The 11,446-nt window shown below is 73.2% G+C and carries 13 protein-coding genes; 6 read left to right on the top strand and 7 right to left on the bottom strand.

Features of this window, described 5'->3' with window-relative positions:
• Positions 1-13: 13 nt before the first annotated feature.
• From ACILRH_RS22510 to ACILRH_RS22500, 3 genes are read left to right on the top strand one after another with little or no spacing between them, the layout of a single operon-like run.
• Positions 14-619: a TetR/AcrR family transcriptional regulator gene (locus tag ACILRH_RS22510; RefSeq protein ID WP_395696314.1), complete on the top strand. Its 606-nt coding sequence runs from the start codon at positions 14-16 to the stop codon at positions 617-619.
• 57 nt (positions 620-676) lie between these two features.
• Positions 677-1,336: a hypothetical protein gene (locus ACILRH_RS22505; RefSeq protein ID WP_395696313.1), complete on the top strand. Its 660-nt coding sequence runs from the start codon at positions 677-679 to the stop codon at positions 1,334-1,336.
• Positions 1,333-2,598 (top strand): alkyl sulfatase dimerization domain-containing protein, encoded by a 1,266-nt coding sequence (locus tag ACILRH_RS22500; protein ID WP_395696312.1) that lies wholly within the window; start codon positions 1,333-1,335, stop codon positions 2,596-2,598. Before ACILRH_RS22505 ends, ACILRH_RS22500 begins: the two co-directional genes overlap by 4 nt.
• 133 nt (positions 2,599-2,731) lie before the next feature.
• On the opposite strand, the gene ACILRH_RS22495 is transcribed toward ACILRH_RS22500, so the two are convergent.
• A complete protein-coding gene (locus ACILRH_RS22495) occupies positions 2,732-3,175 on the bottom strand; it encodes an aromatic ring-opening dioxygenase LigA (RefSeq protein WP_395696311.1) in 444 nt (147 codons plus the stop codon).
• Between the two features lie 82 nt (positions 3,176-3,257).
• Between ACILRH_RS22495 and ACILRH_RS22490 the strand changes: the two genes are divergently transcribed.
• On the top strand, positions 3,258-3,860 hold the full coding sequence (locus ACILRH_RS22490; protein ID WP_395696310.1) for a class I SAM-dependent methyltransferase: 603 nt from the start codon (positions 3,258-3,260) through the stop codon (positions 3,858-3,860).
• On the opposite strand, the gene ACILRH_RS22485 is transcribed toward ACILRH_RS22490, so the two are convergent.
• Both ACILRH_RS22485 and mca read right to left on the bottom strand, forming a co-directional pair.
• Positions 3,857-4,147, bottom strand: coding sequence for a hypothetical protein (locus ACILRH_RS22485; RefSeq protein WP_395696309.1), 291 nt, complete (start codon positions 4,145-4,147; stop codon positions 3,857-3,859). The genes ACILRH_RS22490 and ACILRH_RS22485 overlap by 4 nt on opposite strands.
• 4 nt (positions 4,148-4,151) lie before the next feature.
• Positions 4,152-5,009: a mycothiol conjugate amidase Mca gene (gene mca / locus ACILRH_RS22480; protein WP_395696358.1), complete on the bottom strand. Its 858-nt coding sequence runs from the start codon at positions 5,007-5,009 to the stop codon at positions 4,152-4,154.
• 65 nt (positions 5,010-5,074) lie between these two features.
• On the opposite strand from mca, the gene ACILRH_RS22475 reads away from it, so the two are divergent.
• Both ACILRH_RS22475 and greA read left to right on the top strand, forming a co-directional pair.
• Entirely contained in the window at positions 5,075-5,473 is a 399-nt protein-coding gene (locus ACILRH_RS22475) for a DUF4307 domain-containing protein (protein ID WP_395696308.1), read from the top strand.
• 205 nt (positions 5,474-5,678) lie between these two features.
• A complete protein-coding gene (gene greA / locus ACILRH_RS22470; protein ID WP_395696307.1) occupies positions 5,679-6,182 on the top strand; it encodes a transcription elongation factor GreA in 504 nt (167 codons plus the stop codon).
• Positions 6,183-6,345: 163 nt separating this feature from the next.
• Here the strand turns inward: greA and ilvA are convergent, their stop codons facing one another.
• From ilvA to ACILRH_RS22450, 4 genes are read right to left on the bottom strand one after another with little or no spacing between them, the layout of a single operon-like run.
• Positions 6,346-7,563 (bottom strand): threonine ammonia-lyase, encoded by a 1,218-nt coding sequence (gene ilvA, locus ACILRH_RS22465; protein ID WP_395696306.1) that lies wholly within the window; start codon positions 7,561-7,563, stop codon positions 6,346-6,348.
• On the bottom strand, positions 7,560-8,936 hold the full coding sequence (locus ACILRH_RS22460) for an AI-2E family transporter (RefSeq protein WP_395696305.1): 1,377 nt from the start codon (positions 8,934-8,936) through the stop codon (positions 7,560-7,562). The genes ilvA and ACILRH_RS22460 overlap by 4 nt, the downstream gene beginning before the upstream one ends.
• A gap of 9 nt (positions 8,937-8,945) precedes the next feature.
• The gene (locus tag ACILRH_RS22455) at positions 8,946-10,280 is read right to left on the bottom strand and encodes a glutamate mutase L (protein ID WP_395696304.1); all 1,335 of its coding nucleotides are present in this window, start codon (positions 10,278-10,280) and stop codon (positions 8,946-8,948) included.
• Positions 10,273-11,445, bottom strand: a complete 1,173-nt coding sequence (locus ACILRH_RS22450; protein ID WP_395696303.1) for a cystathionine gamma-synthase — start codon at positions 11,443-11,445, stop codon at positions 10,273-10,275. The genes ACILRH_RS22455 and ACILRH_RS22450 overlap by 8 nt, the downstream gene beginning before the upstream one ends.
• Position 11,446: the final 1 nt, after the last annotated feature.

The raw sequence follows: 11,446 nt of genomic DNA, 5'->3' as shown, positions 1-11,446 counted from the left end.
GTACTCTCCGCCCGTGACCAAGAAGGCCGACGGCCGCACCGCACGCCGGGACCGCAACAGCGAGGCGGTCCTCGACACCGTCCACGAGATGTTCGTGGAGGGGAACTTCGCGCCGTCGGTCGAGGAGGTCGCGGTCCGGTCGGGGGTGTCACTGCGATCTGTGTACCGCTACTTCCAGGACACCGACGACCTGCTCCAGCGCGCCATCGCGCGACGGGTCGAGCTGGTCGGCGACCTCTACGCGCTGGACCGCCTGGGTGAGGGGACGCGCGCGGAGCGGGTCCAGGCCCTGGTCGACCAGCGCCTCCAGCTGCACGCGAAGCTGGCGCCGACCATCCGCGCGGCCATGCTCCGCGCCTCGGAGTCGCCGCGGATCGCCGCCCAGGTCAGCAACCGGCGTGAGCTGCTCGCGGACCAGGTGGTCGCCCACTTCGAGCCCGAGCTCGGGCGGCTCGACCGGGCCCGTCGCGCGGAGGTCGCCTCGTGCGTCGACGCGCTGTGCTCCTTCGAGTCCCTGGAACTGCTCCGGGTCCGCTCCGGCCTCTCCCCGTCGCGGGCCCGGCGGGCGCTCGTCAGTGGCGTGACCGCCCTGCTGTCCCAGGTCGACGGGACGGACTGACCCGACTGCCCGCGAACTAGTGACACGCGCCGTGCCACAAAGGTAGCGTCCGGCGGTGTGAGCAGACCCGCGGAGGAGCTCCGCTACGGCCAGGTCGACGAGGTCTTCGTGGACCGGCTCGAGACGCTGTCACCAGACGACGACGGGCCGTTCTGGATGCTCAACCTGATGCACTACCGGGACCGCGCGGACTACCCGCCCGACCATCCCGACGCCGCGCTCGGACGCACCGGCCAGCAGGCCGACGACGTCTACGCCCCCGTCGACATCCTGGCCGACCTGGACGCTGCGATCGTCTTCTTCGGCGACGTGGTCGAGCAGCTGGACGACGACCCGGGCGCCCGCTGGGACCGCGTCGCGATCGTGCGCTACCCGACGGTCCGGTCCTTCGTGGAGATGCAGGACCGCCCCGACTTCGTCGCGCGCCACGTGCACAAGGACGCCGGCATGCTGCGCACCGTCATCTCGCTGTGCCACCCGGTCGCCGGCACGCTCGGCGCGGGGCGCCGGGTGCTGGTCGAGCTGCTCGGTCCGGGCGAGCCGCCGCCGGCGTACGACGGCCGCCTCGTGCTCGAGGTCGCCGGGACGCCGGTCGGCGACGGCCGCCCCTGGGCGCACCTGGTGCTCACAGACGTGACCGCCTCCGGCCCCGAGCCGGTCCCCCACCCCGAGGCCACCCGCGTCGTCGTCGACGCGCTCATCCAGGAGATGCCATGAGCGAGAGCATCCTCAAGGTCGCCGACGACCTGTGGACCGGAGCCCGCGGGATCGAGGACACCCACCCGTTCTCGTTCATGGGCGACGCCGAGGAGGTCGCCGACGGCGTCGCCTTCGTGCCGTCGTTCGCGAACGTCTCGGCCATCTCGACCGACGACGGGCTGGTGCTCGTCGACACCGGCAGCGCGCTGTTCGCCCAGCACGTGCACGACACCCTGCGCCGCTGGTCGCCGGCCCGGCTGCACACCGCGGTGTTCTCCCACGGTCACATCGACCACGTCTTCGGCGTCGCGCCCTTCGAGGCGGAGGCCGCCGAGCGGGGCTGGGTGCCGCCGCGCGTCGTCGCGCACGAGGCGATGCCCGCCCGCTTCGACCGCTACAAGCTGACCGCGGGCCACAACGAGATCGTCAACAGGCGGCAGTTCGGCGTCGACGACCTCGTCTGGCCGCGGGAGTATCGCTACCCCGACGAGACGTACGCCGACCGCACCGATCTCGTCGTCGGCGGCCTCGGGCTCGAGCTCCACCACGCCCGCGGTGAGACCGACGACCACACCTGGACGTGGGTGCCCGAGCGCAAGCTGCTCTGCTGCGGCGACCTGTTCATCTGGGCGTCGCCCAACGCCGGCAACCCGCAGAAGGTGCAGCGCTACCCCCGCGAGTGGGCCGCCGCGATGCGCACGATGGCCGGGCTCGGTGCGGAGCTGATGCTGCCCGGGCACGGCGTACCCGTCGTCGGGGTCGAGCGGATCCGGCAGGCGCTGACCGACAGCGCCGAGCTGCTCGAGCACCTGCACGACGAGACGGTCGCGATGATGAACGCCGGCGCCCCCCTCGACGAGATCGTGCACACGGTCCGGGCACCGCAGCACCTGCTGGACCGGCCCTACCTGCGGCCGGTCTACGACGAGCCGGAGTTCGTCGTACGCAACGTCTGGCGGCTCTACGGCGGGTGGTGGGACGGCGACCCCGCGCACCTCAAGCCTGCGCCGGCGGCGGCGCTGGCCGCGGAGGTCGCGTCGCTGGCCGGCGGGCCCGGGCGGCTCGCCGACCGGGCGCTGGAGCTGCTGGAGGCCGGCGACGACCGCCTGGCCGGCCACCTGGCCGAGCTCGCCGCCCAGGCCGCCCCCTCCGACCCGGCCGTGCAGGCCGTGCGGGCCCAGGTCTTCGCCACCCGTGCCCAGCACGAGGCCTCGACGATGGCCCAGGGCGTCTTCCGCTGGGCGGCCCGGGAGTCGCAGGAGCGGTCGCAGGAGGGCTGATCCGCGGGAGTGGATGAATCCCCGGTCAGCCGGGGATTCATGACGTTGTCAGGGGTTGCAACCCCCGACAACGTCATGAAGAGCCTGACAACCCCGGATGAATCCCCGGTCGGCCGGGGATTCATCCACCCGCTCAGGCCACGCGGCCCAGGCGGGTCAGGCTCCAGCCCAGCAGCACGACGACCACGCCCATCACCGCCACGAACGCGGCGACCCCGAAGGCGACCACCGAGGTGAACAGGCTGGCCTGGAGGAACGACGCGGTCATCACGGTGGCCCGGTTCGGGTCGTCCTGGGGGAGCTCGGAGTAGGTCTTGCCGCCGCCGATCTCGGTGGCGTGCTTGTCGATGACGTTCGCCTGCGCGTAGGCGGTGAACGGACCCTTGACCTGCTTGCCGGCGAAGTGCGCGGCGTCGTCGGAGACGGTGATCCTCTGGTCGGCGAGCGTCGACGAGACGACGGCGTACGTCCCCACGCCCGCGACCACGAAGACGGCCCCGAGAACGATGAGGATGATGCCGACGACACGGACCCCGGCAGTGCCCCGGGCGGCGGTGTGGTGTGTGGTCTGGCTCATCGGTCCATCAAGCGACAACCGCTCCGGCCCGACCTCACCCGATCCGGGCGACTCCGACCGGGAGCGGTGCTTGACTGGAGGGGTGGACGCGCAGGGATGGGACGAGAGGTACGCCGCCAGCGAGCTCGTGTGGTCGGCCGAGCCGAACCAGTTCGTGGCCGCCGAGGTCGCCGACCTGCCACCCGGGCGAGCACTCGACCTCGCGGCGGGCGAGGGCCGCAACGCGATCTGGCTGGCCCGCCGGGGCTGGGACGTCACGGCAGCCGACTTCTCCCAGGTCGCCCTCGACAAGGGCCGCAGCCTCGCCGGCGACACCCCCGTCCGGTGGGTCCGGGCCGACGCGACCGCCTGGGACGAGCCGGCGTCGTACGACGTCGTGGTCGTCGCCTACCTCCAGCTCCCGGCCGAGCAGCGGCGGGCCGCCGTCCGGGCGGCGTTCGCCTCGCTCGTCCCGGGCGGCACGCTGCTGCTGGTCGCCCACGACACCACGAACCTGGCCGAGGGCACGGGTGGGCCGCAGGACCCCGCGGTGCTGATGACCGCCGAGGACGTCCTCGACGACCTCGCCGGAGAGCCGCTGGAGGTGGAGCGCGCCGAGCGCGTGGCCCGCACGGTCGGCGACGGGCACGGCGAGGAGCCGGCCCGGACCGCCTGGGACTGCCTGGTCCGGGTGCGGCGCACCTAGGCCTGGGCGGGACCCTGGTCGTTCGACGACTCGCTGGCCACCGGCTCGACCGGCTCCGCGGGCGCGGCCGGCTCGTCGGGGTCGTCGTACACCCCCGCGTCGGCGGCGGCCTTGGCCTTCTTCAGCTGCTTGGAGAGGCTCCAGCCGAGGAACGCGACCGCGAGGCAGAGCGCGATGAAGATCGCGAACGCACCCCACCCGGCCTTGACGTCCTCGTCCGCGGGCGGGCCGTCGACGAGGTGGACCACGAAGGTCGCGAGGTCGGGCACGACGGTCAGGAGCTGCATGACGTCAGTCTCTCAGAGGGAGCTCGATGCCCGCGAAGAGGTCGTCCTCGGGAGTCGGCGCGGTGACGTGGCTCTCGACCAGCTCGAAGTCCTCGGTCGGCCAGACCTTCTCCTGCAGCTCGCGCGGCACCGCGAACCAGAACCCGTCGGGGTCGATCTGCGTGGCGTGCGCGAGCAGCGCCTGGTCGCGGACGCCGAAGTACTCCGCGCACGGCACCCGCGTCGTGATCCGGGCGTCCCACTCGGGCTCGGGCTTCCACTCCTTGAGCCGCTCCTCCCACGGCGACTCCAGCCCGTGCTCGAGCATCGCCTCGTGCAGCGCGACCATCCGGGGCCGGTTGAACGAGTGGTGGTAGTAGAGCTTCTGCACCTGCCACGGCTCGCCGAGCTCGGGGTAGCGCTCGGGGTCCGCCGCGGCCCGGAACGCCTCCACCGACACCTCGTGGCACTTCACGTGGTCGGGGTGCGGGTAGCCACCGCGCTCGTCGTACGTCGTCAGCACGTGCGGCCGGAACGACCTGATCAGCCGGACCAGCGGTGCGGCGGCCTCCTCCAGCGGCACCAGCGCGAAGCAGCCCTCCGGGAGGGGCGGCTTCGGGTCACCCTCGGGCCAGCCGGAGTCGACGAAGCCCAGCCAGTCCTGGCGCACGCCGAGGATGTCGCGGGCCCGCTCCATCTCCTGGCGGCGGATCTCGGAGATGTTCTCGAGGATCTCGGGCCGGTCCATCTTGGGGTTGAGGATCGATCCGCGCTCACCCCCGGTGCAGGTCGCGACGTGGACGTCGACGCCCTCGGCGACGTACCGGGCGGTGCTGGCGGCGCCCTTGCTCGACTCGTCGTCGGGGTGGGCGTGGACGTGCATGAGCCGGAGCCCGGCGCGGGTGGGGTGCTGCGTCACCGGGCAATCGTAGATGGGAGCATCGGACGGTGACCGAGCCGACCGACCTCGCCGACCGGTACGGCGCCCCGTCGGCCGCCCGCCGCGCCGTGTTCATCGGGGTCGTGGTGGTGCTGGCTGCCGCGCTCGCGGGCTGGGCCGGGTGGGCGACCTGGTCGCAGTCGACCCCCGAGGTGAGCAGCAAGCTGCTGAGCTTCGAGGTGGCTGGCGAGCACAGCGCGGTCGCGCGGGTCTCCATCGACCTGGCCGACGGCGCCGACGCCACCTGCACCCTGCGCGCCTACGCCGACGACCACACGATCGTGGGCGAGCTCAGCTTCGCGCCGACCGGCTCCGGCACCACGGAGCAGACGGTCCGCACCGAGCGCGAGGCGACCTCCGTCGAGCTGCTCGGCTGCACGACACCCGACCAGCCGCGACCCCGCTGAAGGCGCCCAGCGACCCGCTCGGCTGCGGGTCCTGACCCCTCGTTGCTAGACTCGACCGTCTGACCGTCCCGCCGGGCCGCCGAGCGACAGGCCCGCGACGATGACGCACGGCCGTTTCGACCGAGGCCGGGTGGGGCACCGACCGACGAGCGACGGACCTGTTCCGTCGTACCTCGAAGCAGCACTCGAAGCAGGAGACACCCTCATGACGCAGTCCACCGAGCAGGGCACGATCTGGCTCACCCAGGACGCCTACGACAAGTTGGCCGCCGAGCTGGACCATCTCAAGGGCCCCGGCCGTCAGGAGGTCGTCGCCCGGATCAGCGCCGCGCGTGACGAGGGCGACCTGAAGGAGAACGGCGGCTACCACGCCGCTCGCGAGGAGCAGGGCAAGCTCGAGGGCCGGATCCGCCAGCTCGAGGACATGCTCGCCCGCGCCGAGGTCGGCGAGACCCCGCAGAACGACGGTGTCGTCGAGCCCGGCATGGTCGTGACCTACAAGTTCGTCGGTGACGACGACGACGAGGCCGAGACGTTCCTGCTCGGCGCCCGCGAGATCGAGCCCGAGGGGCTGACGGTCTACTCCCCGCAGTCCCCCCTGGGCTCGGCCATCAACGGCCGCACCAAGGGCGACACGGTGACCTACGAGGCACCCAACGGCAAGCAGCTCGAGGTCGTCATCGTCGACGCGGTCCCCTACACGGGCTGAGCGGAGACGCGTCAGCGGATCCGCTGATGGTGGTCGAGCGAGCGGCGCGACTGAGCTTGCGAAGTCGCGACCCGCGTGTCGAGACCCATGCTGCGAAGGCAGCGCAGTGACTCGCTCGACCACCGACGACCTGACCCCTCCTCGTGCCTCGGGGGGGGTCAGGTCACTCGTACACCCGGTAGCCGCGCTCGCGGAGGCGGGTGAGGACCTGGTGGGCGTGCGGCTCGCCGCGGGTCTCCAGCTGCAGGCGCACCTCGACCTCGTGGAGCGAGAGAGTGGGTGAGATCCGCTCGTGGGCGACCTCGAGCACGTTCGCCCCGGCGGCGCCGACCTCGGTGAGCAGCTGGGCCAGCCCACCGGGCAGGTCGGGGATGCAGACCCGCAGGTTGAGGTAGCGGCCGGCCGCGGCCATGCCGTGCCGGATCACCTTCCCGAGCAGGAGCGGGTCGATGTTGCCGCCCGAGAGGACCGCCACGGCGGGCGTCTCGAACGCCGACGGGGCGTCGAGGACCGCCGCTACCGCGGCCGCACCAGCCGGCTCCACCAGCATCTTTGCGCGCTCCAGCACGGCGAGCACCGCCCGCGACAGCGACTCCTCGGAGACGGTGAGGATCTCGTCGACGTGGTCGCGCACCGCCGCGAACGTCACCTGACCGGGGAGCCCGACCGCGATGCCGTCGGCCATCGTGCTCATCGACGCCAACGGGACCGGACGACCCGCCGCAAGCGAGGCCGGGTACGCCGCCGCCTGGGCCGCCTGGACGCCGACGACCCGCACGTCGGGGCGGACCGCCTTGACCGCGATCGCGATGCCCGCGAGGAGGCCACCGCCACCAGTGGGCACCAGCACCGTGCGGACGTCCGGCTTCTGCTCGAGGATCTCCAGCCCCGCGGTCCCCTGCCCGGCCACGATGTCGACGTGGTCGAAGGGGTGGATCAGCACCGCGCCGGTGCGCTCGGAGAAGGCCTTCGCCTCGGCGAGCGCGTCCTCGAGGTAGCGGCCGTGGAAGATCACGTCGGCGCCGTAGCCCCGGGTCGCCTTCTCCTTGGGGATCGGCGCGCCCTCGGGCATGAAGATGGTCGCCTTGATGCCGAGCATCTGGGCGGCCAGCGCGACGCCCTGCGCGTGGTTGCCCGCCGAGGCGGCCACGACGCCGCGGGCGTGCTCCTCGGCGGAGAGGCGGGCGATCCGCACGTAGGCACCGCGGGTCTTGAACGACCCGGTGCGCTGCAGGTTCTCGCACTTGAGCTCCACCGGGCCGCCGGCGAGCGCGGACAGCCAGCGCGACTCCTCCATCGGCGTCTCGATGGCGACGCCGCGCAGCAGCTCGCGCGCGGCCTCGACCTCGGCGAGCCCGACCGTCGGCACGTCGGTGGTCACGCGTCCTCCCCCGGCGCGTCCACGGTCGCCCCCGTCTCCTCGTAGTCCTCCTCGAGCTCCTCCACCGGGTCGTCGCCCGGATCGGTGTTGGCGGCGAGGTGCTGCACGACGGCGTTCAGCGCCGCCGCGAGGGGTACGGCGACCAGCGCGCCGGCGATCCCCGCGACGATCACGCCGCAGCCGATCGCCACGATCACTCCGAGCGGGTGCAGCGATACCCACCGGCCCATCAGGAAGGGCTGCAGGACGTGACCCTCGATCTGCTGGACCAGCACCACCACGCCGAGCATGAGCAGCGCTGTGAACGGCCCCTGGGCGACCAGCGCGACCAGCACCGCGACGGTGCCGGCGACGAACGCGCCCACCATCGGGACGAACGCGCCGAGGAAGACCAGGACGCCGATCGCGAGGACGAACGGCACGCCGAGCACGGCGGCGCCGATCATGATGCCGATCGCGTCCACCGCCGCGACGATCACCGTCGCGCGGACGAACTGGGTGAGCGAGATCCAGGCGACCCGGCCGGAGCTGTCGACGTGCGGCCGCGCGGCGCGGGGGGCGATGCGGACCAGCCACGCCCAGATCCGCTCGCCGTCGGCGAGGAAGAAGTAGGTGGAGAACAGCACGATGAAGAACCCCGCGACCACGTGGCCCAGCGCCGTGCCGACCTCGGTGACGCTGCCGAGGTCGACGCGCGACCCGGTGTTCTTCAGCCCGTCCTGGGCCTTCTGGATGTAGTCGTTGATCTGGGAGTCCGACGCGTGCAGCGGGCCGGTCTTGAGCCAGTTCTTGATCTCCTCCAGTCCGGCGGACGCCTGGTCGGCGAGGTCCTGGGCGCCGGTGGCGACCTGCTGGCCGGCGAAGGTGAGCAGCGACGCGACGAAGGCGATGCCGAGGATCACCACCAGGAGAGCCGCGAGCCCGCGCGGGAGGCCGACCCGGTGCAGGCCGTCGACCACGGGCACGGCGAGGGCCGAGATCAGCAGGGCCACCGCGAGCGGGATGGCGACGACCGCGAAGAACGCGACCAGCCAGAGCACGACGTACGCCGCCGCCGCGATGACCAGGAACCGCCAGGACCAGGCGGCCGCGAGGTCGATGCCCCACGGGACCTGGGCGCGGCTGAAGTTCGAGCGGCCGCCGGTCACGGCGGCGGGCACCGCCTGGTTGCGCTCGCGCATCGCCATCCACTGGGCGGCCAGCCGCGCGGCGAGACCCTCCTCGGTCTCGGTCCGACCCGAGCGCTGGCGCAGCGGGATGGACGGCAACCGGCGCCGCGGACCCTGGCCGGGAACCCCCTCGCCCGGGCCTCCCTCACCCGGACTGCGGTCGCGGGCACCCTCGACCGGGGGCTCGTCAGCGTCGTTGCTCACGCCGAGAGGCTATCCCGCGGCGGGTCGCGCCAACCCCACCACCAGCCGGCGAGCGGCGTCGGGATGGTCGGCGGCCAGCAGGCCCGCCGCCGCGAGCACGTAGTCGGTGTCCACGACCACCCGCGGTCGGCGCGGCAGCTGCCACCCACCGTCGAGGTGGTCCCCGGTGCTGTCGCCGAGCACCCGCTCGGCGACGCCGGGGCGCCCGTTGCGCAGGACGCCGCCAGAGCCGACGAGCAGCCCCACCTCGCGCAGGTCCTTGCCGGTCCGCTCGACGACGCGGCCGTCCGGCCCGACCACGACCTTGGCGCGGCCGGCGTGCCGGCGCAGTGCCGTGCCGACGGCGGCGCGGGCGACCGCCTCGTCGACGTCCGCCTCGGCGTCGTCGGCGGGCAGGAACCCCGGGTCGTCGTGGCGGCGCTGGGCGGCCCCGGCCAGCTCGGGGTGGTCGGCCACCGTCGTCACGGCCGACCAGCGCATGCCGAGGTCGCCCTCGACGGTGCGGGTGACGCGGGTGGTGGCCACGACCTCGCGGCCGACCGAGTCGGGGTCGAGGTCCACGACGGAGTGCACGTCGGTGGTGGCACCGCCGACGTCGACGACCACGACGTCGCCGGCGACCTCGGCGAGCAGCTCGACCCCGGTGAGCACGACGTCGGGCGTCGCGCCGCGCACCATCTCGGTGAAGTCGCTCCGGCTGCTCAGGTGCTTGCCGCCGATGACGTGGGCCAGGAACACCTCCCGGATCGCCGCGCGGGCCGACTCCGGCGCGAGCACGCCGATGCGCGGGACCACGTTGTCCGCGAGGACGTGGGGCACCTCGCGCAGGATCGCCGACACCTCGGCCTGCGCGGCCGCGTTGCCCGCGACGACGACCGGGCCCCGCCAGCCCGACGCGACCAGGCGACGGGCCGATTCGAGCAGCACTTCGCTGTTGCCGCCGTCCGTGCCGCCGGTGAGGAGCACGACGTCGGGAGCGGCGAGGTCGTCCAGGTCGCCGCCGGACGCCACGGCGACCACCGAGACGACCTTGCCACCGCTGGACAGGGCGACACGGCGGCCGGCCTCCGCGGTGACCAGCTCCTCGTTGCCGACCACCGCGATGCGCAGCCCACCGCCGGCGCTGGAGCAGGCCAGCACCGGTGCGCCGGCCGCGCGGTCGTCCTGGGCCACCAGCGCGGCCCGGCACGCGTCGTACCCGTCGAGGACGTCTCCGGTGCCGTCGGTCTCGGGGAGCGTCGTGCGGTGCGACGCGGACGCGACGATGGCCCCCTCCGCGAGATCGACCAGCGCGGCCTTGGTGAACGTGGACCCGAAGTCCACGCACACCGCGACCTCACCCATCGAGGGCTTGCTCCAGGTCCGCGACCAGGTCGTCGGCGGTCTCGATGCCGACGCTGAGGCGGACCAGGTCGGCCGGCACCTCCAGGTCGGTGCCCGCGACGCTCGCGTGCGTCATCCGGCCGGGATGCTCGATCAGGGACTCGACCCCGCCGAGCGACTCGCCGAGCGTGAAGATCCGCGCCCGCTCGCACACCTGCAGCGCGTGGGACTCCCCGCCGGTGACCCGGAAGGACACCATGCCGCCGAAGCGCCGCATCTGCCGCTGGGCGACCTCGTGGCCGGGGTGGGTCTCCAGCCCGGGGTAGATCACCTCGCCGACCCGGGGGTGACTGGTCAGGAAGTCGACCACGCGCTCGGCGTTGTCGCAGTGCCGCTCCATCCGCAGCGCCAGGGTCTTCAGCCCCCGCAGCGTCAGCCAGGAGTCGAACGGGCCGGCGACCGCGCCCATCGCGTTCTGGTGGAACGTGACCCGCTCGGCGATGTCGAGGTCGCGCACGACCAGCGCGCCTCCGACCACGTCGGAGTGGCCGCCGCAGTACTTGGTCGTGGAGTGCACGACGACGTCGGCACCGAGGGTCAGCGGCTGCTGGAGGTACGGCGACGCGAACGTGTTGTCGACGACCAGGAGCGCCCCCGCGTCGTGGGCGACGGTCGCCAGGGCCGCGATGTCGCCGATGGTGAGCAGCGGGTTGGTCGGCGTCTCGACCCAGACGAGCTTCGTCTCACCGGGCCGGACCGCCGCGGCGACGGCCTCGACGTCCGAGACCGGTGCCGGGCTGTGCGCCAGCCCCCACACCTGCTCCACCTTGTCGAAGAGCCGGAAGGTGCCGCCGTAGGCGTCGTCGGGGATGACCACGTGGTCACCCGGGCGGCACAGCGCGCGGACCAGCGTGTCCTCGGCCGCGAGGCCGGAGGCGAACGCGAACCCGCGCTCCCCCTCCTCGAGCGCCGCGATGTTGCCCTCCAGGGCGGTGCGGGTTGGGTTGGCGGACCGGCTGTACTCGTAGCCGCCGCGCAGCCCGCCGACGCCGTCCTGCTTGTAGGTGCTGGTGGCGTAGATGGGCGGGATCACCGCGCCGGTCGCGAGGTCGGGCTCGTAGCCGGCGTGGATCGCACGCGTCTCGAACCCGCCCTTGGACGCCTGGTCCTGGTCGTGGGTGCTCATG

Source organism: Nocardioides sp., assembly GCF_044226765.1.
Lineage (GTDB): Bacteria > Actinomycetota > Actinomycetes > Propionibacteriales > Nocardioidaceae > Nocardioides.
This window is presented reverse-complemented; position numbering and strand designations above follow the sequence as displayed.

What these genes read in the sequence shown, in the direction of transcription:
- ACILRH_RS22500 (WP_395696312.1), top strand. Translation starts at nt 1,333, where the DNA reads ATGAGCGAGAGCATCCTCAAGGTCGCCGACGACCTGTGGACCGGAGCC.
- ACILRH_RS22495 (WP_395696311.1), bottom strand. Translation starts at nt 3,175, where the DNA reads ATGAGCCAGACCACACACCACACCGCCGCCCGGGGCACTGCCGGGGTC.
- ACILRH_RS22485 (WP_395696309.1), bottom strand. Translation starts at nt 4,147, where the DNA reads ATGCAGCTCCTGACCGTCGTGCCCGACCTCGCGACCTTCGTGGTCCAC.
- mca (WP_395696358.1), bottom strand. Translation starts at nt 5,009, where the DNA reads ATGCACGTCCACGCCCACCCCGACGACGAGTCGAGCAAGGGCGCCGCC.
- greA (WP_395696307.1), top strand. Translation starts at nt 5,679, where the DNA reads ATGACGCAGTCCACCGAGCAGGGCACGATCTGGCTCACCCAGGACGCC.
- ACILRH_RS22455 (WP_395696304.1), bottom strand. Translation starts at nt 10,280, where the DNA reads ATGGGTGAGGTCGCGGTGTGCGTGGACTTCGGGTCCACGTTCACCAAG.
- ACILRH_RS22450 (WP_395696303.1), bottom strand. Translation starts at nt 11,445, where the DNA reads ATGAGCACCCACGACCAGGACCAGGCGTCCAAGGGCGGGTTCGAGACG.